A 23,550-nucleotide genomic window follows, 5' to 3' on the forward strand; every position below is an offset into this window, starting at 1 on the left:
TCAAGGAACGGTCGCTTCCTTTGTACTCACCCTCTCGGGCTTTCCTCCGGGCTTCCCTTCGGTCTTGCGTTTCCGACTCTATCAGATCTTTTCTCGACCCGATTTCCTCGGCGCTTTCCAGGTTTCCGCTTTCGCGTTTCCCTTTCCGGCGGCTCCGACTCTATCAGATCCTTTCGGGCCTGATTCTCCAGTCAGCGGGGCTTGTCTTCGCGGCCGTTGGGCCGTTCCGACGTTCCCAACCCTAGCGCGCCCTCTCGGCGATTCCCAAATCGAAGCCGTTCGGAGTCGATCAGGTCGTCGAGTCCCCATTCGAATTGAATTCGGGCGTGCCGAATCAACCCCGCCGGGAAGGTCGAGCTGGTGGTTTGGATGCCGCTGCTGCGGCGGAAGTGCTGTCGAAGAACCGTTACGGCTCCGCGGCAACCCGAAGAACTCTACGGATCCGGGATGGGGCTGTCAAGCGGCCCCTGTCAAGATCTTTTCGGTGCGGGCGTCATTCCAGGTCGGTGAGGCGCCCGCCGGCGTCCGGCTGGGCGTGCTCGACCCGGCGCAGCAGACGCGTGAGCACTTCTCCCAGCGCCGTTCGCTCGTCGGGGGTCAGGTCCTGGAGCAGGTCCTCCTCGAAGACCGACGCCAGGCGCATCGCCTCCAGCCACTTCTCTCGTCCCTCCGATGTCAGTTCCACGATGACGCGTACGCGGTTCGACTCGTCTCGCTCACGGGTCACCAGAGACTCGGCGACCATGCGGTCGATCCGGTGGGTCATCGCGGCCGGGGTGAGGCCGAGGCGCTTGGCGAGGTCGCTGGGGCCCAGGCGGTAGGGGGCTCCCGAGAGGACGAGGGCCTTGAGGACCTCCCACTCCGCGTTGCTGATGCCGAGGGCCGCGGTCTGACGGCCGTAGGCGACGTTCATGCGGCGGTTCAGGCGGGAGAGGGCCGAGACGATCTGCTCGACCTGGGGGTCGAGGTCCTGGAACTCGCGCTGGTACGCGGCGATCTGCTCTTCGAGGGTCGGCTCGCTGGGGCCGGGGGTGTCGCCCATGTGCGCAGTATCGCACGGCCCTTCTTTGCCTTGAAGTCCTTGGCTATGTACTCTTTAGCTTCGAACTTTAGCTTCGAAGTCTTCACTCCTAACTTGTGAGAGAGGTGAACGTGACCAGGGCGATGGGCGCAGCGATGCGCCGGATTCACGTGGGTAACGCACTCAGCGCGTTCGGGCTCGGCTTCACGGTCCCGTACCTGTACGTCTATGTGGCGCAGGTGCGAGGGCTGGGGGCCATGACGGCGGGTCTCGTACTCGCCGTCTTCGCTGTGGCCGCGCTGGTGGTGCTGCCGTTCGCCGGGCGGGCCATCGTCCGGCGCGGCCCGCTGCCGGTGTTGCTCGTCGCCCTGGTCACCGCCGCCCTGGGAGCGCTCAGCCTGGGGATCGCGAGCAGCGCGGCGGCCGTGCTGGCATCGGCCTCGCTGCTGGGTGCGGGGCAGGCCGTGATGCAGCCGGCGCTCGCGACGATGATCGTGGACTGCTCGTCCGCGGAGACCCGGTCGCGCGCCTTCGCCATGCAGTTCTTCCTGCAGAACCTCGGACTCGGCGTCGGTGGCCTCATCGGCGGGCACCTCGTCGACACGACGAGCGCCGCCTCCTTCACGCTGCTCTTCGCGATCGAGGCGGCGATGTTCCTGCTGCTGGTCGTGGTGATGGTGACCGTGCGGATGCCGCACGCCCCGCGGATCGAGGGCGCTCCCACGGCATCGGGCCGGAGCGGCTGGAAGCAGCTGCTGGGCAACCGGGCCATGGTGCAGCTGTGCGTGCTGGGCTTCGTGCTGTTCTTCGCCTGCTACGGGCAGTTCGAGTCGGGGTTGAGTGCGTACGGGGTCGAGGCCGCCGGGATCTCGACCTCCGCGCTGGGGACGGCGCTGGCCGCCAACACGCTGATGATCGTCGTGGCGCAGTTCGCCGTGCTGCGGTTCGTGGAGCGGCGCCGGCGGTCGCGGGTGATCGCCGCCGTGGGTCTGATCTGGGCCGTGGCCTGGGCCGTCGCCGGGTATGCGGGGCTGGGGCACGGGAGCCAGGAGATGGCGACGGCCGCGTTCGTGTCGACGTACGCGCTGTTCGGACTGGGGGAGGCGATGCTGTCGCCGACCGTGGCCCCGCTGGTCGCGGATCTGGCGCCGGAGGGCATGGCCGGGCAGTACAACTCCGCGTTCGCCCTGGTCAAGCAGCTCGCGCTGGCCGTCGGGCCTGCGGTGGGCGGGCCGCTGGGGGCCTCGCTGCACGCGCCGTACATCGTGGCGTTCCTGGTGTTCTCGCTGGGGATCACCGTCCTGGCCGTGCGGTTGGGGCGGCAGCTGACCGAGGTGCAGGATCAGCCGTGGCTCGGCAAGAGCCGGGTCGTGGCGCGGGGTGGGGCGCCCGTTTCCGCGGACGTCTGATCCGCGGTCCGGTCACGTCGGCCGCGTGCGTGGCAGGGCGAACTCGCACCACACCGCCTTGCCACCGCCCGGTGTGCGACGGGAGCCCCAGTTCGACGCGATCGTGGCGACGATGGCGATGCCCCGGCCCGATTCGTCGCCCGGTTCCGCGCGTCGGCGTCTGGGGAGGTGGTCGTCGCCGTCGGTGACCTCGATGATCAGGCGTCTGTCCGTGCGGCGCAGACGCAGTCTCATCGGCGGGGTGCCGTGCTGGAGGGAGTTCGCGACCAGTTCGCTGGTGGCCAGGACACCCAGGTCGTGCAGGTCGACGGGGAAGCGCCAGCTGGTCAGGACGCCCGAGGCGAAGGCCCGCGCGCGGGGGGCCGCTTCCACGCCGCCCAGCAGTTCCAGGGCGGCGTTGCGGAAGAGCTCGCTGTCCGGGCCGCTGCGCGCGGGGTGCTGGAGGACCAGGACGGCCACGTCGTCGTCGTGGTCGGGGGTCACTCCCGCGGAGCGGACCAGGCGGTCGCAGACGACCTGGGGGGTGCCGGTGGCTCCGGCCAGGGCGCGTTCCAGGGCGGCGATGCCTTCGTCCAGGTCCGCGTCGCGGCGCTCGACCAGGCCGTCCGTGTAGAGGACGGCCGTGGAGCCGGGGGCGAGGGGGATCGAGCCCGAGGTGTGCATCCAGCCGCCGGTGCCGAGCGGGGGGCCGGTGGGTTCGTCGGCGCGCAGGACCGTGCCGTTCTCGTCGCGGACGAGGATGGGGAGGTGACCCGCCGAGGAGTAGACCAGCTTGCCCTCGTTCGGGTCGTGGATGGCGTACGCGCACGTGGCGATCTGGTTGGCGTCGATCTCGGCTGCCAGGCCGTCCAGGAGCTGGAGGACCTCGTGCGGGGGGAGGTCGAGGCGGGCGTAGGCGCGGACCGCCGTGCGGAGCTGGCCCATGACCGCCGCCGCGCGCACGCCCCGGCCCATGACGTCGCCGATGACCAGGGCCGTGCGGCCGCCGCCCAGGGTGATGACGTCGTACCAGTCGCCGCCGACGGCCGCCTCGGTGCCGCCCGGGTGATACGTGGCCGCGATGCGCAGGTCGTCCGGCTCTTCGAGCTCCTGGGGGAGCAGGGACCGCTGGAGGGTGACCGCCGTTTCGCGCTGGCGGCGTTCGCTGGCGCGCAGGCGTTCGGCCGCTTCGGCGTGGTCGGTGACGTCGGTGGCGAAGACGAGGACACCCCGGCCGTCGCTGCCGCTCTTGCCGTCGCCCTGGGCGATGGGGGTGCAGGTGAAGGTGTAGGAGCGGCCGTCGGGGGCCTTGCGGGACTTGACCGTGCGCGACTTGCCGCTGCGCTGGACCTGGTCCAGCAGGGGGAAGAGGCCGAGGGCGTCCAGTTCGGGGAGGGCCTCGCGGGCGCGTTCGCCCAGGGGGCGTACGCCGAAGGCGCTCGTGTAGGCGTCGTTGACGTAGGCGATGCGGTGGTCGGGGCCGTGGACCAGGGCGACGAGGGACGGGACGCGGTCGAGGACCTCACGCACCCGCAGTTCGTCGACGGCGGGAACGGTTGGTGTCTCGTCGGTCAGTTGTTCGGCACGGGCGGCGGGTACGGACCCTTCCCCCCGCCGGTCCGGGGAGGCCGTCTGCTCGGTCCGCGCTGCGGCGCGGCGCTGCGTTCCGGGGAGCCGGGCGCTCCAGCGCGTGAAGTTCACGAATCCTTGCCTCGTGTAGTGGTCGGCGGCCGGTACCGGAACCGGCCGGGGCCCCGAGGGCCCGCGCCGGGGCGAGTGGTGGCATGCCCACGGTGGTGGACCAGTCTGGCAGTGCGCGGACCGGACCGACATCCGTCAGACGCCGGGTCGGCCGGTGGAGTTCCTGGGTCCGGTCAGGACGACCCCTTCGGGTTGTGCGGGGGGTCGTGAGAAGGCTTTCCACCGGCCGCGAGTTCGAACTCCGCCCGGGGGTGTTCGAGTGAACCCAGGGAGACGATCTCCCGTTTGAACAGGCCGGCCAGGGCCCATTCGGCGAGCACGCGCGCCTTACGGTTGAAGGTGGGCACGCGGCTGAGGTGGTAGGCGCGGTGCATGAACCAGGCGGGGTAGCCCTTGAGCTTGCGTCCGTAGACGTGGGCGACGCCCTGGTGCAGGCCCAGGGAGGCCACCGACCCGGCGTAGGCGTGCGCGTACGTGTCCAGGGGCTCCCCGCGCAGCGTGTGCACGATGTTGTCGGCGAGGACCTTGGCCTGGCGGACCGCGTGCTGGGCGTTGGGCGCGCACTCGCGGCCCGGTTCTGTCCCGGTGCCCCCGGCGGTGACGTCCGGGACGGCGGCGGCGTCTCCGGCGGCCCACGCGTGCGTGGTGCCCTCGACCGACAGTTCCGGCGTGCACTTCAGGCGTCCTCGGCCGTTGCGCGGCAGGTCGGAGGCGGCGAGCACCGGGTGGGGCTTCACGCCGGCCGTCCAGACGACCGTACGGGTGGGGAAGCGGGCGCCGTCGCTGAGGACGGCGACCCGGTCGGCGCAGGACTCCAGGCGGGTCTCCAGGCGGACGTCGATGTTGCGGCGGCGCAGTTCGGTGACGGTGTAGCGGCCCATCTCCTCGCCGACCTCGGGCAGGATGCGGTCCGAGGCCTCGACGAGGATCCACTTCATGTCCTCGGGCCGGACGTTGTGGTAGTAGCGCGCGGCGTAACGGGCCATGTCCTCCAGCTCGCCGAGTGCCTCCACACCGGCGAAGCCGCCGCCTACGAAGACGAAGGTGAGGGCCGCGTCGCGGATCGCGGGGTCGCGGGTGGAGGAGGCGATGTCCATCTGCTCGATGACGTGGTTGCGCAGGCCGATGGCCTCCTCCACGGTCTTGAAGCCGATGCCGTGGTCGGCGAGGCCGGGGACCGGCAGGGTGCGCGAGACGGAGCCGGGGGCCAGGACGAGGTGGTCGTAGGACAGCCGCTGCCCGCCGGTGCCCTCCTCCTCGGTGGCGAGGGTGGTGACGGTGACGGCGCGTTCGGCGTGGTCGACGGCGGTGGCCTCACCGATCAGGACCCGGCACCGGCCCAGGACGCGGCGCAGCGGGACGACGACGTGGCGCGGTGAGATGGCACCGGCGGCGGCCTCGGGGAGGAACGGCTGGTAGGTCATGTACGGGTCGGGGGTGACGACCGTGATCTCCACCTCGCCCCGGTCCAGCTCCCGTTTCAGTCTGCGCTGCAGGCGCAGGGCCGTGTACATCCCGACGTAGCCGCCACCGACAACGAGAATGCGCGCACGTTCCTTCACCATCCCATGACGCACCCGTCGCTTGAGTTTGTCCACAGCCTCGACGAATTGTGTGACCGGAGCGGGCGCGGGCGCCGAGTTGGCCCGATTAGCGACCTGCGGTGCATTCGCGCAGGTCAGGATGGGTGGCGCGAGGAGCGCGCGGGTGCACATTCGGGACGTATGCGGCCCGTACTCCGATCGGTGGGCGCTCCGTGCGGAACCTGCCCCTTCTGAATTGACTCCCTCTCAACTATGTTCGTGTGTCGACGGGGTGTAGGGGGAAGCGCTCACCGGGGTCCGCGACGGGCGGACCGCGGGACCGGGGCGGTTCCCCGTCCCGTCATCGAATGGCGGGGAGTCTCCGGGGGGAGACGTCATTACCGGGGGAATGCTTATGCATGTTCAGGACTCTCATTGGTCGCCCGCGTCCGCTGTCGCGGCGGGCGGCATGACGATGAGCGCGGCGGCGGGCAACGGACGCGACGTGTCGCGGACGACGCCGCTGCGCGTGGACGCACAGCGCAATCTGGAGCACGTGCTGCGTGCGGCGCGTGAGGTCTTCGGCGAACTGGGGTACGGCGCGCCGATGGAGGACGTGGCGCGGCGCGCGCGGGTCGGCGTGGGCACGGTGTACCGGCGGTTCCCGAGCAAGGACGTCCTGGTGCGCCGGATAGCCGAGGAGGAGACCTCCCGGCTGACCGACCAGGCGCGTGCCGCGCTCGGACAGGAGGACGAGCCGTGGTCGGCGCTGTCGCGCTTCCTGCGGACGTCGGTGGCCTCCGGCGCCGGGCGGCTGCTGCCGCCGCAGGTGCTGCGGGTCTCGGTCGAGGACGGCGCGGCCGGCCCGCGGGTGCCGCAGCAGCGGACCCAGCCGGGTGGGACGGAGCTGCGACTGGTGCCGGACCAGCCGGTCGCGGTCGCCTCGGCAGCGGCGGTCACGGCCGAGGACGACGCCGGGACGTCGGAGCTGCTCGAGGTCGTGGGCCAGCTCGTGGACCGGGCGCGTGCGGCCGGTGAGCTGCGCGCGGACGTGTCGGTGGCGGACGTGCTGCTGGTGATCGCCACAGCCGCGCCCTCGCTGCCGGACGCGGCGCAGCAGGCGGCCGCGTCGGCCCGGCTGCTGGACATCCTGCTGGAGGGGCTGCGTTCGCGACCGGCGTGAGCCGCCGGGAGCCCGGGCTGATCCGGCCCGGGCTGATCCGGCCCGGGCTGATCCGGCCCGGGCCGGGCGGGACCTCCGGGCCCGGAGCGAAGAGGGACTCTTCCCCGAACGAGTGACGACTAGTACTGCCGTGCGGCAAGTCCCCACGGATGAGTGATGGTCCGAACTCCGGGGTTCTGACCAAAAGCCAATATGGCACGCTGCCCCGGTGGTTGGACGGTTTGGGCGGCTGCCGGGGGCTTTCCGCGATGAGCGTTGACGGGCGGGACGAGCCGAGCGGTAGCGGCGACGGCGACGCCACCGCCGGCGGGCCGGTCCCCCCGCAGGTGCCGAGTCAGAGCGGACGCGCGAGCGAGCCGCCCGGCGGGCACCCCGCCGACGGCTCGGTCCCGGCCCAGCGCGACCGCCGCGAGGACGGTGTCCTGCCGCCGCCGCGCGCGCAGCCGCCGTCCGACGCCGACCTCATCGACCGAATGCGCTCGGGCGACGACACGGCGTACGAGGAGCTGTACCGGCGCCATGCGCAGGCCGTGCGCCGCTATGCCCGCACCTGCTGCCGCGACGCCCACACCGCGGACGACCTGACCGCCGAGGTCTTCGCCCGCATGCTCCAGGCGGTCCGCGGCGGGGCGGGCCCCGCGCACGCCGTACGCGCGTACCTGCTCACCTCCGTCCGGCGCGTCGCCGCCTCCTGGACGAGGTCGGCACGGCGCGAGCAGCTCGTCGACGACTTCGCGGTGTTCGCCGCCCAGTCCGCACACGCGTCCGACGCCGACACGCTCGAACTGGGCGCCGACGTACAGGCGATGCACGCGGCCGAGCAGTCCATGGCCATGCGGGCGTTCCGGTCGCTGCCCGAGCGGTGGCAGGCCGTTCTGTGGCACACCGAGATCGAGGACGAGTCGCCCAGCGAGGTCGCCACGCTGTTCGGGCTGGACGCCAACGGCACCCGCGTGCTCGCCAGCCGGGCCCGCGAGGGCCTCAAGCAGGCCTACCTCGAGGCCCACGTCAGCGCCGCGCTCACCGGCGACGAGGAGTGCGCGCGCTACTCCGACCAGCTCGGCACCTACGCCCGCGGGCGGCTGCGCACGCGGGCCGAGCGGGGGCTGCGCAAGCATCTGGACGAGTGCGCGAAATGCCGGCTGGCCGCGCTGCAGATCGAGGAAGTGGCAGGCGGCATCCGGCCGTCGTGCCGGTCGCGGTCATCGGCTGGTTCGGGGCCGCCGGGTATGCGAAGGCGGCCGGCTTCATCGCCGGGGGTGCGGGAGCGGCCGGTGCGGCGGGCGCGGCCGCGGCGGCCGGTGGCTCGGCCGGTGGGGCGGGCGCGGTGGGCGGTGGCGGGGCCGGCGGGGGTGCGGCGGCCTCCGAGGGGCTCGGCGCACCGGTGAAGGCCGGTATCGCGGCCGGTGGGGTCGCCGTCGGTGTGGTGGCGGCCGTGGTGATGGCACTGGCCGGCAACGACAAGCCGAAGGAGCAGGCGGAGTCCGCTCCCTCCTCCCCGCCGCCGTCGTCGGTCGTACGCCCCGGCGAGCCCACGCCCTCCCCCTCGCCGCCGGAAGCCGGTCCGCGACCACGTCCGCCGGGGATCGTGCCCGCGCGCGCCGCAACGCCCACACCGGCGCCCGACCCGCGGACCAGCCCGAGTCGTGAACCTGCCCCGGCCCCCGACCCGACGCGCGAGCCCGCTTCTCCCCCGCCCGCGTCCCCCCGGCCGGCACCGCCCCCCGCCCCCACGCCGACCTCCCCTCCCCCGACGCTCCCGCCCGCCCCCGCCGTCTACCAGTGGAGCGGCCTGTCGTACGACATCGACGGCGACGGTACGAAGCCCGAGATGCGGATCGGTGCGAGCGGCTGGGTCTGGAAGCGGTCCGGCCTGTCGATCGGCGACCGACGGTACGCCCACGGCGTCACCGTGCACGGCCGCTCCTCCGTCACCATCGACCTCAACCGCTCCTGCGCTCGTACGACGCGCTCGTCGGGGTGGACGACATGACGCTGCGGCTCGGCAAGGTGTACTTCTCCGTCTACGCCGACGGGGTCCGGCTGTGGCGCTCCCCGCTGGTCGAGGGCGGTGACGCGGCCGTGCCGGTGCGGGTGGACCTCACCGGCCGCAGCACGGTCCGGCTGGTGGTGGAACCGCGCAGCGCCCTCGACGACCTGATGCCCGTGGACTGGGCGGAGTCCGGGTTCACCTGCCGCTAGCTGTATTGACCTGGAACGTTGTTCACACGGCTGATGGGTGGGTGGCCGCCGAGGCTCAGGAGGCCCGGCCGGTGGCGTACGCGCCGCGCGCCTCGTCCAGCTCGACCAGGACGTCGTCGGCGGTGAGGGCCGTGCCCCGGGTGCGCTCCGCCTGGCAGCGGGAACTCCCCAGGGCCTCACGCACGACCGCCTCGACCCGCTCCGCCTGAGAGCGCTCCGGCTTGGAGCGCGGCCGGCCGGACCGCCAGTGGTCACCGGTGCCGAGCAGCCGGGCCGCGCGCGGGAGGTCACCGAGGTCGGCCAGCACGCCCGCAGCGCCCTCCACGACCACGGCCCGGATCACATCCGAGCACCGCTTGTGCACGGCTTCGCGCAGTGCTCCGCTCAGCTTGGGCAGAGCCGAGCGCGGGCCGGACTCCCGCGCCGTGATCAGGGCGTCGAGCAGGAGCAGCATCACCAGGAACTGGGGCGGCGGTGTGCCGGGGGTCGTGTTCGCACAGGCCTCGTCACACCACGCACGCGCCCGGTCGACGTGTCCGTCCTCGAACGCCATCTGGGTGCGCATCAGCAGGATGTACGCCTTGGAGTCCCGTACGCCGTACCGCTCCGCGGCGGCGGTGGCCTCGTCCAGCAGCGTCGGCGCCGTCACCCGCTCTCCGGCGCGGTAGGCGATCTCGCCCAGCCGGGCGATGAGGAACGGCGACTCGGCGTAGGCGCCCACCTCGTAGGCGAGGCGCAGCGCCTCGTCGTACTCCCCCTTGGCGTCCTCGAAGCGACCGCGCGCCATGGCGAGCTCACCGGCCGCGCCGCACACCTGGGCACGCAGCCAGCGGTCGCCCGCGCGGCGGCTGAGGACCCGCAGCTCCGCGAGGTCGTCGTCGACGCCCTCCAGGCCACCGGGTCCGTCGACGACCGTATGCGCACGGAACATCAGGGCGACGGAGATCTCCCAGTCACCGCCGTGCGCACGGCAGTTGGCGACGGCGGCGTCCAGGACGGCCCGGATGTCGCCCGGGTCGCCCAGGAAGGCGGAGAGGATCGGGCAGACGAGCCCCGGGACACGGGCCGCGTGCGGGCCTCCCCGCTCGAAGTGGGCGCGCACCCTGTCCATGTACGGCCGCTGCTCGTCGGCGAACGTCTCCATGGGCTCGGCCTCGGTCAGGAAGAACAGATGCAGCATGCGCACATCCATCCGCAGGTCGCGCAGTGGATGCCCCGCCTCCCCGTCCGGCGCGTCGAGGAAGTGCTCGATGTGGCCGGGCAGTTCCGGCTCGTCGTCGGCCGGCACACGGCCCCTGAGGTCGAGGGCCACGCCCAGCCTCAGCGTCCGCTCCAGCCACTCCAGGCCTTCGTGACGGTAGTTGCGCAGCCAGCAGAACCAGCCCATGGCGAGGGCGAGGGCAGCGGCCTCCTCCTCGTCCCCGGCGGTGAGGGACCGGTCGAAAGCCGCGCGGATGTTGTCCAGCTCGGTCTCCAGACGGAAGATCCACGGCAGTTGCGCCGCGGAGCGCAGCAGCGGATCGGCCCGCTCGGCGAGCGCACGCGCCCAGGCGCGGTGCCGGAGCTCGGCGGCGGCGCGCACCCGGGGGACGTCGGCGGCCCGCTCGACGGCGTACTCGTGGATGGTCTCCAGCATCCGGTACCGCATGCCGGAGGTGCCGTCGTCGGCGCCGGGGGCCGCCACGACGAGGGACTTGTCGACGAGCGCCCCGATCAGCTCGGCGGCGGGCCCGGAGCACACCGCCTCGGCCGCCGTGAGGTCCCAGCCGCCCGCGAACACCGACACCTCGCGCAGCATCGTCCGCTCGGCGCCGTCGAGCAGGTCCCACGACCAGTCGACGACGGCCCGCAGGGTCTGCTGGCGGGGCAGGACGGTACGGCTGCCGGAGGTGAGGAGGCGGAAGCGGTCGTCGAGCCGGTCGGCGATCTGCCGGGGGGTGAGCAACCGGAGCCGGGCGGCCGCCAGTTCGATGGCGAGCGGCAGCCCGTCCAGCCGCCGGCAGATCTCCGCGACCGCCCGCTCGTCGCGGACGACGGCGTCCGCCGCGTCGGGACGAACGGCGGCGGCGCGCTCCGCGAACAGCCGGCGGGCATGGTCCGGAGGCAGGGGTTCGACCGGGCGCACCGACTCGCCGGGCACGCCCAGGGGCTCACGGCTGGTGGCCAGGATGGTGAGCTCGGGACAGCGGGTGAGGAGGGTCTCGGCGAGGTGGGCTGCGGCGCCGATGACATGCTCGCAGTTGTCGAGGATCAGGAGCAGGCTGCGCTGGGCGCAGTACTCGACGAGCAGGGCGACGGGGTCGTCCTGCACGGCGGTGAGCTCGCCGGCCATCAGCACGGTCTCGCGCAGACCGAGCGCACTGACCACCGCGCCCGGCACCGCCTCCGGCCGGTCGAGCGGGGCGAGCTCGGCCAGCCGTGCCTGCGGGTGCCCGGCGGCGGCCTCCTCGGCGAGGCGGGTCTTGCCGGAGCCGCCTGGTCCGGTGAGCGTGACGAGCCGGGCCCTGTGCGTCTCGGAACGGATGGCGTCGATCTCGGGTTCCCGGCCGACGAAGGAGGTCAGACGGGGCCGGAGTGCCCCGGGGCGCATGCGCTCGCGCTCCGGTGGGGCGGACGGGGCCTTGCCGTCCCGCGGCCCGGAATCGAGCAGCTCGGCGTGGAGGGCGCGCAGTCGGGGCCCGGGGTCGGTGCCGAGGCCTTCGGCCAGACAGCGGAGGGCGGTCTCGTACGCGGCGAGGGCGTCGGCGGCCCGGCCGGTGTCCCGCAGGGCCTGGATCAGCAGGGCGTGCAGCGGCTCGTCGTACGGGTGTACCGCGGTCAGTTCCCGCAGCTCCGGGACGACCTCCGGCCCGCGGCCGAGCCGTATGCGCGCCTCCGCCCTGGACCGGATCGCCTCCAGGCGCCTCGCCTCCGGGCGGGCGGCGGCGGCACGGTCGGGCAGATCGGCGAGGGCGGGACCGCGCCACAGGGCGAGGGCGGCGTCGAGGTGCCGTTCCGCGAGGGCGGGATCGTTGCCGGTGAGGGCGTCGGTGCCCTGCCGGACGAGCCGTTCGAAGACGAAGAGGTCGATGTCGTCCTGGTCGGCCGCGAGTCGGTAACCGCCCGTCTCGGAGGTGACGGCGTCCTTCCCGAGGGCCCTGCGGAGCCGGCCGATGAGGGCCTGGAGAGCGGCGGGGGCGTCCTGGGGCGGCTCGTCCGCCCAGACCTCGTCGATGAGCGTCTGAGGGGTGGCGACACGGGAGGGCCGCAGGGCGAGGGCGGTGAGCAGCGCGCGGAGCCGGGGGCCGCCGACGGGTACGACCGCGCCACGCTCGTCCTCTGCCGTGGTGACACCCAGGATTCTGTACCGCACGGGGTCATTGTCGCCCGCACGGAGACGAGAGCCGCGGGGTTTTCGGTACGGGGCGTTGCGGGTGCCTGGGCGCAGGGTGCGCGGGGCTGTCGCCGGTGCGGGGTGGGCCCCGCAGCCCGGGTAGCGGGGTACCGCCGCGCCGCCACAATCCCCGTGCGTGGCCGGGGGCAGGCGGAGCCGCCGCCCCCCGCCGGGGGTGCCCGCCCGCAGCGGTCGGCGGGTCGACGGACCGTCGGCGAAATCGCAGCCGCCGGACGACACGGGGTGACATGCCGGGGGTATCCGCCCACAGCGGTCGACGGACCGGCAGCGGAATCGCAGCCACGGGACAACGCAAGGGAACGTGCCGGGAGTGTCCGCCCACCGCGGTCGGCATCGACGGACCGTCAGGGAGGTCGCAGCCGCCGGACAACGCGAGGCACGTGCCGGGAGGCCCGCCCGCAGCGGTCGGCGGATCGGCGGACCGTCCGTCGATACGGCACCCCATCGCGCCGTTGTCGAGGCCGGGTGACACCCAACGCGGCCCGGCCCACCCACCGGTGTCGGTCGCGCACGCGCGCACCCCCACGGCTCCAGCGAGGACGCACGCGGAGGCGGACGTGGACGCGGGTGCGGACACGGACACAGACACGGGTCGGACGCGGACACAGACACGAGCACGAACACAGACACGGGTGCGGACGCGGACACAGGCACGAGTGCGGACACGGACACAGACACGAGTGCGGACACGGACACAGACACGAGTGCGGACACGGACACAGACACGAGTGCGGACACGGACACAGACACGAGTGCGGACACGGACACAGACACGAGTGCGGACACGGACACAGACACGAGTGCGGACACGGACACAGGCACGAGTGCGGACGCGGACACAGGCACGAGTGCGGACACGGACACAGACACGGGTGCGGACGCGGACACAGGCACGAGTGCGGACACAGGCGCTAACCCCGACGCCCACCACCGGCCCCCGCGCCCAACGCCCCCCGCTGCGGGGCGATTCCCGCCGGTACCGCGCGCTGCCGAGCCGGCGTTCCCGTCCAGCAGGTGCCGCGGCGCGAGAGCAGGCGGCGGAGCCACAGTTCCAGGGAGACCAGGTCCGCGAGGCCGTCCAGGGGAAGGGGTTCGCCCGCCGCCGCGCCGCGCAGCGCCTTGCGGACCACCCGGGCCTCGACCAGGCCCGCCTCCGCCAGCAGCGGGGTGTCGAACAGGGCGACCAGGGAGTCCGCCGCCACGCGCAGCCCCGTGCGCTCCGTGGCCGCCGCGGTCGCCTGGGTCGGGGCGCCCCAGCCGGGCGGCAGCTCCCGGACACCGGCGCCTTCCAGCACCGTACGCAGGATCGCCGCCCGGGCCCCCGGCCGCACCCGCAGCGCTTCGGGCAGCGCCCTGGCCGCGCGGACGACCTGGTTGTCGAGGAACGGCGCGTGCAGCCGCTGGAAGCGGACCTCCGCCGCCTGCTCCAGTACCCGCAGGTCCGCCGCGTGCCGTGCCAGCGCGGCGCGCGCTCGGAAGTCCCCCGGCCGCTGCCCCGGCCCCACCAGCTCCGACCGGTGCGTCGACGCCTGAAGACGAACCGATACTTCAGCGAGCGCCTCACCGGTCAGCCAGCGCGCCGCCGGCCCGGGTCTCCCCCAGGTCAGCGCGGCGAGTGAGGCGTCCAGCGCACCGCCTGGCGCGTCGAGCCCGTCGTCGGAGCGGGGGTCGAGGAGGCGCTCGGCGAGGGACTCGACCCCCGACCGGTACGGCGTACGGGACAACCGCCGTGCCGCCGCGTACACGCGCGCGGGCACCAGCACCGACCCGTCCGCCTTGGCCAGCGCGGCGACCGGCCGTACGAGATGACGCCGCCGGCGGTCCATCAGCAGGTCGGCGAGCCGCGCGGGATGGGCGTCCAGCACCTGGCGCGCCCCGTAGCCCGTGAAGTGGTCCGCGCTGCCCGCCGCGAGCCGGGCCCGGTGGCGCGCCGCCGACACCAGGCACGGCCCGGGTTCGTCCGTCAGCGGCCCGTCCAGGTCGGCGTACGGAAGGGTCTGCTCGTCACCGGCCACGACGACGTGGTGCAGCCGGGGGTTGGCCGCCAGCGCGCCCGCCCGCTCCAGTTCGGCCTCCCGGCCCCCGACGGCGAGGTCGTTGAACGTGACGGCCAGCAGCCGCTCCCCCGCGCCCGTGCCGTGGCCGAGCACCGTGCCCGGCATTCCGGGCAGTCCCGCGGCCAGCAGCGCCAGTGCCCCGGAGGCCGGCCCGCCGGAGAGGTCCGCGCCGATCCCCGGGACCGGCATCCCGCGCGCGGCACGCCGCTCGGCGGGGCCCATGCCGGGCACGGGGCCCGGGTCGATGTCCGCCCCGGGGACGTGCCGAGGCGCGGACAGCCGCGTCCGTACGGCTTCCACGAGCGCGTCGCGCACCGCGTCGACCGCGCTGTCCGGGTCGGCCGGGGGCGCCGCCACGGCCAGCGAGGCGACCGGCTCGTACCCGGCGATCTCGCGCGCCCCGGCGCGCAGGATGAGGGCATGCCCGGGCGGAATGCGCTTCACGCCGTCGTACGGCGTGGAATCGTGCAGCGCGGCGGGCACGTCCGGGGCGGCCAGCAGCGCGGCGAGGTGCCCGAAGTCGAGGTTGGCCTCGATGAGGTCGGCCAGCGGCAGCGCGGCGGTCGCGTACGCCGTACCGCCGGCCCAGGGCGTGTGGAACACCGGCCGTGCGCCCGCGAGATCGCCGCAGACGGTGATCCGCCTGCCGACCTGGACGATCGCCGTGTAGCTGCCCGGCCAGGCGGTTAGATGCCGAAGTGCCCCGCCGCGCGCGGCGAACAGCGCGACGCGCAACTGCTCGTCGGTGGCGCCGCAGATGCCGAGGACGGCGATGCGCGTCCGATCGTCGGCCTTCACCACGCGCACCTCGTCGGGGCGCCAGTCGCCGACCGCCCACAGCGGATCGGGGTCGCCCCACAGGAGTTGGGACCCCACCGGGTGCAGCGTCTCACCCTCGCCGCCGGTCGCCCCCGCCGAGCCGGCAGCGACGGCTCCCGCGGCGGTGCTGCTCCATCCCACCAACCACCGCATCGCCGCCTCCACAGGCTGTGGACAACCAGTGCACCGTACGAACCGGTTCACCATGCTGCCATGAAGGAAGCGTTCCAGAGGGTGCCGACGCCGCTCGCGCTCCGTCGAATGCGCCCCGGCGGAGCCGCCCTCAGTGCCCCGAACACCCCGAACACCCGCACGCCACAAGGAGACCCGGGCGGCGACAGCGGCCGGCGGGGCGCGAAATCAGGAAGGGAAAACGAAGCGCGGCGGAGGAGGAAAAGGAAGGGGACGCCAAGAATCAAGGCACGCCAGCGACATGTCTCCAGTACGACTGCGACGCGAATGCGCCCCCGAAACGCGCCCCAATCACGCCGGAAGCGCCCTCAACTGCCATGGTCGGAGGCCTGATACGCCAAGACCGCCGGGGTCGATTTTCAGCCAAATCGGCGTCACGCAGACAGCCTCGAACACGCTCCGTACAGGCTCCGCACCCTGCCGCACGGCCGCGCAGTCCGGGAGACGGAGCCCGCCTCCCGGACCGTTCCGCCGCCCGCGGGGATGAAGGCGGCGGTGTCCCCCAGCCCGCTGGATCCAGTACAGCGGGCCGACCCACGCAATGACCATGGAACCGCTCCCGCGGTGGCCGGAGAAGAGCGCACGGACAGGCGCACGGCCACACAGTGGGAGCACGTCGCAACAGCCCGTATCTGAACCGCACTTCAGTACGGACCACAATCCCGCCAACCGGAACAATGCCCCTTAACGCTTGGGATGCGGCGAACTACGCTGGGTTTACGAATGCCGCGTGGTTATGCCAGTGCGGCAGCCGTCTGTGTCGAGGGGTGGCGCATGTCCAGGGAGCAACGCGGGCCGAACGACAAACTCGGCGCCGTTCTCGCCCTCGCGGGAATTTCCAACGCGGGCCTCGCGCGGCGTGTCAACGATCTTGGCGCCCAGCGCGGTCTGACGCTTCGCTATGACAAGACGTCGGTGGCGCGCTGGGTGTCGAAGGGCATGGTGCCGCAGGGTGCCGCGCCGCACCTCATCGCCGCCGCCATCGGCCAGAAGCTCGGCCGCCCGGTACCGCTCCACGAGATCGGTCTGGCCGACGCCGACCCGGCACCCGAAGTCGGCCTCGCCTTCCCGCGGGACGTCGGCCAGGCGGTGCGCTCGGCGACGGATCTGTACCGCCTCGACCTCGCAGGCCGCCGGGCCGGTTCGGGCGGCATCTGGCAGTCGCTGGCCGGATCGTTCGCGGTGAGCGCATACGCAACGCCCGCCTCACGGTGGCTGATAACCCCGGCCGACAGTTCGGTCGCGCGTGACGTGGGCCCCGGCGAGGGCTCCGGCGCACCGCTCAAAGTCGGCCACAGCGATGTGCAGAAGCTGCGGGAGGCCGCCGAGGACGCGCGGCGCTGGGACTCCAAGTACGGCGGCGGCGACTGGCGTTCGTCCATGGTCCCCGAGTGCTTACGGGTGGAGGCCGCCCCCTTGCTGCTCGGCTCGTACTCCGACGAGGTCGGCCGGGCCCTCTTCGGCGCCTCCGCCGAACTCACCCGCCTCGCGGGCTGGATGGCCTTCGACACGGGCCAGCAGGAAGCGGCCCAGCGCTACTACATCCAGGCCCTGCGCCTGGCCCGGGCGGCGGCGGACGTCCCCCTCGGGGGCTATGTGCTGGCCTCCATGTCACTCCAGGCCACCTACCGCGGCTTCGGCGACGAGGGCGTGGACCTCGCCCAGGCCGCCCTCGAACGCAACCGCGGACTGGCCACGGCCCGCACCATGAGCTTCTTCCGCCTCGTCGAGGCCCGGGCACACGCGCGTGCGAACGACGCCCAGGCCGCCGGCGGCGCCCTGAAGGCGGCCGAGAGCTGGCTGGAGCGCGCCCGCCCCGGCGACAACGACCCGAGCTGGCTCGGCTTCTACTCCTACGACCGTTTCGCCGCCGACGCGGCCGAGTGCTACCGCGACCTCAAGGCGCCCCGCCAGGTCCGCCGCTTCACCGAGCAGGCCCTGTCGAAGCCGACGGAGGAGTTCGTCCGCTCGCACGGCCTGCGCCTGGTCGTCTCCGCGGTCGCCGAACTGGAGTCGGGGAACCTGGACGCCGCGTGCGAGCAGGGAGTGCGGGCGGTGGAGGTCGCCGGGCGGATCTCCTCGGCCCGCACCACCGAGTACGTGAAGGATCTCCTGCACCGTCTGGAGCCGTACGGCGACGAGCCACGGGTGGTGGAGCTCCGTGAGCGTGCGCGGCCGCTGCTGATGACCCCGGCGTAGCCGGGCGCGGGTATGCCGTTCGTCCCGCGTTTGCGGGCGGTGTCAGTGGCGCAGTGCACTATCGAGGCGGGAGGTGGTGCGCGTGCGGACCGGATACGACTGTGACGTGCTGGTGATCGGCGGCGGAATCGTCGGTCTGTCGACGGCGTACGCCATCACACGCGCCGCACCGGGCACACACGTCACCGTCCTGGAGAAGGAGCCGGGCCCGGCCCGCCACCAGACCGGCCGCAACAGCGGCGTCATCCACAGCGGCGTCTACTACCGCCCCGGCTCCCTCAAGGCGCGTTACGCGGTGCGGGGCGCGGCGGAGATGGTCAAGTTCTGCGCCGAGTACGGCATCCCCCACGCGGTCACCGGCAAGCTGATCGTCGCCACCGACCGCGCGGAGCTGCCCCGCCTGCACGCGCTGGTGCAGCGCGGCCGGGAGAACGGGATCCCGGTGCGGGAGCTGGGTGCCACCCAGATCGCGGAGTACGAGCCGGAGGTGCGCGGCCTCGCCGCGATACACGTGGGTACCACGGGCATCTGCGACTTCGTCGCGGTCGCCCGCCGACTGGCCCACGCCTCGGGTGCGGAGATCCGCTACGGCACGCGGGTCGTGCGCGTGGACCGGCGCCCCGAGCGGGGGGTCGCCGTGCTGACGGCCGCGGGCGACGTCGTACGCGGACGGGTCCTGGTGAACTGCGCGGGCCTTCAGTGCGACGAGATCGCCCGGCTCACCGGGGACGACCCGGACATGCGGATCGTGCCGTTCCGTGGCGAGTACTACGAGCTGGCCCGGCCGGAGCTGGTGCGGGGCCTGGTCTATCCCGTGCCCGACCCGGCGTTCCCGTTCCTCGGGGTGCATCTCACGCGAGGCATCGACGGGAGCGTCCATGTCGGACCCAACGCGGTCCCGGCACTGGCCCGCGAGGGGTACGGATGGGGCACGGTGCGCCTGCGCGAGCTGGGCTCGACCCTGGCCTGGCCCGGCTCCTGGCGGATCGCCCACCGGCACTGGCGGTACGGGGCGGGAGAGCTGCGGCGGTCCCTGTCCAAGACGGCGTTCACGGACGCGGTGGGCAGGCTGCTGCCCGCTGTGTCCGAGGGCGACCTGGTGCCGACGGCGGCGGGTGTGCGCGCTCAGGCGGTCCTCCGCGACGGAACCCTGGTCGACGACTTCCTGATCCGCGAGGGCCCTCGCGCGGTGCACGTCCTGAACGCGCCGTCACCCGCGGCCACGGCGTCCCTGCCGATCGGCCGTGAGGTGGCCCGGAGGGCGTTGAACGCGCTGTGAGGTCCGCGGGCTCGACGCTGCCGCTGATCCCGGCGGAACGGGCTGCCTTCCCCATCGCCCACCCGTGGCGCCCTGAGCAGCACACGTGCCCGCAGCTGAGGCGCCCGGCGCCCGCAACCGACCGAGATGGGCGCCGGCAAGACGCACCCACGCACGACGAGAAGGGACCGCCTCGGGGCCCCCGCCCCCAGCAGCCGGTCACACAGGCCCACAGCCAAACGGTGCACCACACGAGCCCCACACACGGCGAGAAGGGGACGCACCACCACACGAGACCCGCACCCCAACACGGCGACGAGGGCCCGCGGCACCACGTGAGACGCTCCCGCACCCGCGTACGGCGAGAAGGGGACGTGTCGGGGGGTGTCCGCCCGCAGCGGTTGGCGCGTCGACGGGGAGTGAGCCGGTCCCCGACCCCATCGCGCCGTTCCGAGGACGGACACCCCCCGGCGCGGCCCCGACCCACCACCGGCGAGTCCGCGTCACACCGCAGCCGTAAAATCAGAGGCACTGTGTATGACTCCGCGAACACCCCCGCAAACCCGCACCCGGACCCGGACCCGCGCCCCAACGGGCACCCGCACGGGCACCCGCACACGCCCGGTGCCTCAGTCCGGCGCGCGCGTACCCGGGCCATGGGAGAGCCGCGCTTCCCCGACGGGCCGAAGGCCGACCCCGCCGGGTCGCACTTCGAGCGGCGCATCCGGAGTTTCCAGCCGCGGCGCAGCCGCGTCACCGCCGGCCAGGCGGACGCGCTGCAGCGCCTGTGGCCCCAGTGGGGCCTCGACATCGACGGCCGGACCCTCGACCTGCCCGAGCTGTTCGGCAACGACAACCCCGTCGTCCTGGAGATCGGCTTCGGCATGGGCGAGGCCACCGCTCAGATGGCCGCCGCCGACCCCGCCACGAACATCCTCGCCGTCGACGTCCACACCCCCGGCCAGGGCAACCTGCTCAACCTCGCCGACCGCAACGGCCTGTCCAACATCCGGGTCGGCAACGGCGACGCGATCATCCTCCTGCGCGAGATGCTGGCCCCGGACTCCCTCGACGGTCTGCGCGTCTACTTCCCCGACCCCTGGCCCAAGAAGCGGCACCACAAGCGCAGGATCATCCAGCCCGACTTCCTCAGTCTCGCCGCCACCCGCCTCAGGCCCGGCGCGGTCCTCCACTGCGCCACCGACTGGGAGCCGTACGCGGAACAGATGCTCGATGTCCTCACAGCACACTCCGACTTCGAGAACACACAGGCCGACGGTGGTTTCGCGCCGCGTCCCGACTTCCGTCCGCTGACCCGTTTCGAGGGCCAGGGACTGGACAAGGGACATGTCGTGAACGACCTCCTCTTCCGTCGCGTACAGCACGTGGACCAGTCCCCCGCCGGCGCCTGACCACTCCTGGCATCTCTCCCGCCTGCGGACAGCGCCCATCCGTCGTTAGGGTCAACGCCGTGGCCACCAGCCCCCCACACCCGTCGTATCCCAGCGGTCCCACCGACGGCACACCCTCCGCCCACTCAGGCGCAGCCCGCTCAGGCACAGCCGGCTCCCTGCGGCACGCCCACTGGTGGCAGCGCGCCTGGGTGCGCTACGGCGCGCCGAGCACGCTCCTCGCGATATCCGGCCTGGTCATCCTCGCCCTGGTCCGCGAGGAGACCGGCACGGAGGGATTCCTGGTCGGGCTGGGGCTGGCCGTCCTCCCGGTGCCCCTGCTGATAGCCGCGTTCCGCTGGCTGGACCGGGTCGAGCCCGGCCCCTGGCGGAACCTGCTGTTCTGCTTCGCCTGGGGCGCCTGCGCGGCGGCGCTGATAGCGATCGTCGCCAACAGCTTCGCGACGAGATGGATCGCGACGGCGACGGCGGACCCGTCCAGCGCGGACACCCTGGGCGCGACGGTGATAGCGCCGGTGGTCGAGGAGTCGGCCAAGGCAGCGGCCGTCCTGCTGGTCTTCCTCTTCCGGCGCCGCGACTTCACCGGCATCGTCGACGGCGTCGTCATAGCCGGGGTCACCGCCACCGGCTTCGCGTTCACGGAGAACATCCTCTACCTGGGCACCGCCTTCGGCACCGACCAGCTCACCGGCGGCACCGGCATCGCCTCCGTCACGGCGGCGACCTTCTTCGTGCGCATCATCATGTCGCCGTTCGCGCACCCGCTGTTCACCGTCCTCACCGGCATCGGCTTCGGCATCTCCGCGCTCTCGGCGGAGCACCGGCGTCTGCGCCGCGTCGCCTTCCCGCTGTCCGGGCTGCTGCTCGCGATGGGCATGCACGCGATGTGGAACGGTTCGTCGGCGTTCGGCGAGTACGGGTTCTTCGCCGTGTACGCGGCGTTCATGGTGCCGATCTTCGGGCTGCTGACGTGGCTGGTGATCTGGACCCGGCAGCGGGAGCTGAAGACCGTGCGGGCGGAGCTGCCCGCCTACGCCGTGGCCGGCTGGCTGACCCCCGCCGAGCCGTTCGCGCTCGGCTCGATGCGGGCCCGGCGGATCGCCCGCCAGTACGCCCGCCGGCACGCGGGCAGGGCGGCGGCCCGGGAGGTGGCGCGCTACGAGGCGTACGCGACATCGCTGGCGTTCCTGCGGCACCGGGCCCGGCAGGGCAGCACCGCCTCCGACTTCGCCGTACGGGAGCGGGAGCTGCTCGGCGAGCTGTGGCGGCGCCGGGAGGTGGCTCGCCCGGCGCTGGACCACGCGGCCCGGATGACGGCTCCTCCGGTCCCGGCGGCGACCCTGCCCTGGCCGGTGTACGGGGTGTACGGCCACGGCCACCAGCCGGCGCCCTACCCCGCGTACAACCCGTACCGCTCCTAGCCCGGGCTCAGGCCAAGGCCTCCGCGCCGTGCCACCGCGCGCCCGGCCCGCCACGGAGCCGGGCGAGGGCCACCGTGCACCGCGACCACCGCGCCCACCGCGCCCACGGGACCTCATTCCACACAGGGCGCGACACTCCCGTGGACACCGCACCGGAAAACCGGCGGCCCTGACGTCGGGGGGTCGTCGTCAGGGCCGCCGGTGCTTCAACGGGTCCGGGTGGCTTACGGGTTCAGTCCCTTGCTCCGCAGCCACGCCATCGGGTCGATGCCGCCGGCGGATCCACCGGAGTGGACCTCCAGGTGGAGGTGCGCCCCGGTGACGTTGCCGGTGGCGCCCACGCGGCCGATGACGTCGCCGGTGCTGACCTTCTGGCCGACGCTGACGCCGATGGACGACTGGTGCGCGTACCAGATCTCGGTGCCGTCATCGAGGGTGAGGACGGTCTTGTAGCCGTACGAGCCGTTCCAGCCCGCCTCGGTGATGGTGCCGCTGTGCACCGCCTTGATCGGCGTACCCGTGGGGGCGGCGAAGTCGAGGCCGGTGTGGTAGCCGGAGGACCAGTAGGCGCCGGCCTGGCCGAAGCTGGAGGTGATGGTGTACGAGGAGGTCGGCAGCGTGAACTGCTTGGCGAGGGCGGCGAGCCGCTCGGCCTCGGCCTTCTTCTCGGCCTCTTCCTCCGCCTTCTTCTTGGCTTCGGCGGCCTTGGCCTTGGCTTCCTTCTCCGCCTTGGCGACGGCTTCCGCCGCCGCCTTCTCGGCGGCGGCGGCCGCGTCCTGGGCGGCCTTGGTCTCGATCTGGTCCTGCTGGTGCTCGACCTGCGCCAGGATCCGGGCGCGCAGCGCCTCGCCGGCGCCCGCGCCGGAGGTGCCCTGCTCGGGGTCCGCCGTGGCGGTGCCGAGGCTGCTGAGCGGGGTGGCGGAACCTTCGGGGGTGTCGTCGTCCGAGATGAGGGAACCCACCGAGGGCAGGTCCGGCACGGAGATGGACACCGGGGGCTTGCCGGTCTGGGCGCTGGCCATGCCGCCCGCACCGACGGCGGCTATGACACCGACGCCGAGGACGGTGGAGCTGCGGGCGAGACCTCCGCCGCGCTGCTTGGTGACGCGATGCCGGCCACGGACGGGACGGATGGACTCCTCGGTGGGGTTCCACTCCTGGAACGGGCCCTCGTCGGTGCGCTGACCGCCGTAGCCGAAGGTGTCGGTGTCGCGCTTCGGCGCGAGCGGGGCCGCGGGGGCAGGCCGGTTGGACGCCACGTGGGCGTGCTCCTTTCCTTCCTTCTCGCCTACCGGGTTAGCTGACGGGTTCGGAGCAGGAAGGTCTCCTACGCGCGTATACCCGCCGTGCTTCCACGGTGGCATCCGCGCGATTCACCCCAAGTGGTGGTTCCCCGGTTCCCTTTCGGGATTCGGCGCGTGCGCACGGAGCCGCCTTCTGTGACGGCTGGGACGACCGCGCTGCGTTATCGAACGTTAATAGACGCGCGAGGGGTATTCCAGCGATTCCACTTGATCATTAACCTTTTTCGCGCGGACTTACCTGCCACGACCGGCTTAAATCGGGCGAGTTGACCGCATCGCACGTGACTGACGGGTTTTGACGGTGTGTCAGTTGTTATGCGGAACGGGACGGTTCACTCACCGACCGTAATGGCCGTCAACAGAGTTACGGGGAAATGCACCGAGGGCCGGAACCCTTTCGGATTCCGGCCCTCGGCCTTCAGTAGCGGGGACAGGATTTGAACCTGCGACCTCTGGGTTATGAGCCCAGCGAGCTA

At 72.9% G+C, this 23,550-nt stretch carries 12 protein-coding genes, 1 pseudogene and 1 riboswitch; of the genes and pseudogenes, 7 read left to right on the forward strand and 6 right to left on the reverse strand.

The genetic code is table 11. From position 1 onward, the window contains the following. Positions 1-493: 493 nt before the first annotated feature. Positions 494-1,042 (reverse strand): MarR family winged helix-turn-helix transcriptional regulator, encoded by a 549-nt coding sequence (locus QNO09_RS38330; RefSeq protein ID WP_283974858.1) that lies wholly within the window; start codon positions 1,040-1,042, stop codon positions 494-496. 122 nt (positions 1,043-1,164) lie between these two features. Between QNO09_RS38330 and QNO09_RS38335 the strand changes: the two genes are divergently transcribed. Then, the gene (locus QNO09_RS38335) at positions 1,165-2,430 is read left to right on the forward strand and encodes an MFS transporter (protein WP_283974869.1); all 1,266 of its coding nucleotides are present in this window, start codon (positions 1,165-1,167) and stop codon (positions 2,428-2,430) included. 12 nt (positions 2,431-2,442) lie between these two features. On the opposite strand, the gene QNO09_RS38340 is transcribed toward QNO09_RS38335, so the two are convergent. After that, positions 2,443-4,110, reverse strand: coding sequence for an ATP-binding SpoIIE family protein phosphatase (locus tag QNO09_RS38340; RefSeq protein WP_283974859.1), 1,668 nt, complete (start codon positions 4,108-4,110; stop codon positions 2,443-2,445). 173 nt (positions 4,111-4,283) lie between these two features. Beyond that, positions 4,284-5,675 (reverse strand): NAD(P)/FAD-dependent oxidoreductase, encoded by a 1,392-nt coding sequence (locus QNO09_RS38345; protein ID WP_283974860.1) that lies wholly within the window; start codon positions 5,673-5,675, stop codon positions 4,284-4,286. 373 nt (positions 5,676-6,048) lie between these two features. Between QNO09_RS38345 and QNO09_RS38350 the strand changes: the two genes are divergently transcribed. Together QNO09_RS38350 and QNO09_RS38355 are read left to right on the forward strand one after the other, a co-directional pair. Continuing rightward, on the forward strand, positions 6,049-6,816 hold the full coding sequence (locus tag QNO09_RS38350) for a TetR/AcrR family transcriptional regulator (RefSeq protein WP_283974861.1): 768 nt from the start codon (positions 6,049-6,051) through the stop codon (positions 6,814-6,816). A 248-nt stretch (positions 6,817-7,064) separates the two neighbouring features. After that, positions 7,065-9,018: pseudogene (locus tag QNO09_RS38355) on the forward strand (sigma-70 family RNA polymerase sigma factor). A 55-nt stretch (positions 9,019-9,073) separates the two neighbouring features. On the opposite strand, the gene QNO09_RS38360 reads toward QNO09_RS38355, so the two are convergent. Both QNO09_RS38360 and QNO09_RS38365 read right to left on the reverse strand, forming a co-directional pair. Beyond that, a complete protein-coding gene (locus tag QNO09_RS38360; RefSeq protein WP_283974862.1) occupies positions 9,074-12,370 on the reverse strand; it encodes an ATP-binding protein in 3,297 nt (1,098 codons plus the stop codon). Positions 12,371-13,323: 953 nt separating this feature from the next. Further along, positions 13,324-15,441, reverse strand: coding sequence for an asparagine synthase-related protein (locus QNO09_RS38365; protein ID WP_283974863.1), 2,118 nt, complete (start codon positions 15,439-15,441; stop codon positions 13,324-13,326). Between the two features lie 813 nt (positions 15,442-16,254). Here QNO09_RS38365 and QNO09_RS38370 point away from each other — a divergent pair. The 4 genes from QNO09_RS38370 to QNO09_RS38385 all read left to right on the forward strand — a co-directional run bounded on the left by QNO09_RS38370 (position 16,255) and on the right by QNO09_RS38385 (position 21,770). Then, a complete protein-coding gene (locus tag QNO09_RS38370) occupies positions 16,255-17,679 on the forward strand; it encodes an NsdA family TPR-like regulatory protein (RefSeq protein ID WP_283974864.1) in 1,425 nt (474 codons plus the stop codon). A 73-nt stretch (positions 17,680-17,752) separates the two neighbouring features. After that, positions 17,753-18,958 carry an L-2-hydroxyglutarate dehydrogenase gene (lhgD, locus tag QNO09_RS38375; RefSeq protein ID WP_283974865.1) on the forward strand — a complete coding sequence of 402 codons (1,206 nt, stop codon included), beginning with the start codon at positions 17,753-17,755 and terminating at the stop codon, positions 18,956-18,958. 512 nt (positions 18,959-19,470) lie between these two features. Then, complete coding sequence (trmB, locus tag QNO09_RS38380) at positions 19,471-20,349, forward strand: tRNA (guanosine(46)-N7)-methyltransferase TrmB (protein WP_502962409.1); 879 nt, start codon at positions 19,471-19,473, stop codon at positions 20,347-20,349. Between the two features lie 59 nt (positions 20,350-20,408). After that, positions 20,409-21,770: a PrsW family intramembrane metalloprotease gene (locus QNO09_RS38385; RefSeq protein ID WP_283974867.1), complete on the forward strand. Its 1,362-nt coding sequence runs from the start codon at positions 20,409-20,411 to the stop codon at positions 21,768-21,770. A gap of 224 nt (positions 21,771-21,994) precedes the next feature. Here the strand turns inward: QNO09_RS38385 and QNO09_RS38390 are convergent, their stop codons facing one another. Continuing rightward, positions 21,995-23,029 carry a M23 family metallopeptidase gene (locus QNO09_RS38390; RefSeq protein WP_283974868.1) on the reverse strand — a complete coding sequence of 345 codons (1,035 nt, stop codon included), beginning with the start codon at positions 23,027-23,029 and terminating at the stop codon, positions 21,995-21,997. Positions 23,030-23,040: 11 nt separating this feature from the next. After that, positions 23,041-23,197: riboswitch (cyclic di-AMP (ydaO/yuaA leader) on the reverse strand. Between the last annotated feature and the right edge of the window lie 353 nt (positions 23,198-23,550).

Origin of the sequence: Streptomyces sp. 378 (assembly GCF_030124145.1) — a bacterium.
Classification (GTDB): domain Bacteria; phylum Actinomycetota; class Actinomycetes; order Streptomycetales; family Streptomycetaceae; genus Streptomyces.

Coding starts and splice junctions, on each gene's coding strand:
- QNO09_RS38345 (WP_283974860.1), bottom strand. CDS start 5,675: ATGGTGAAGGAACGTGCGCGCATTCTCGTTGTCGGTGGCGGCTACGTC.
- QNO09_RS38365 (WP_283974863.1), bottom strand. CDS start 15,441: ATGCGGTGGTTGGTGGGATGGAGCAGCACCGCCGCGGGAGCCGTCGCT.
- QNO09_RS38335 (WP_283974869.1), top strand. CDS start 1,165: ATGGGCGCAGCGATGCGCCGGATTCACGTGGGTAACGCACTCAGCGCG.
- QNO09_RS38370 (WP_283974864.1), top strand. CDS start 16,255: ATGTCCAGGGAGCAACGCGGGCCGAACGACAAACTCGGCGCCGTTCTC.
- QNO09_RS38330 (WP_283974858.1), bottom strand. CDS start 1,042: ATGGGCGACACCCCCGGCCCCAGCGAGCCGACCCTCGAAGAGCAGATC.
- QNO09_RS38350 (WP_283974861.1), top strand. CDS start 6,049: ATGCATGTTCAGGACTCTCATTGGTCGCCCGCGTCCGCTGTCGCGGCG.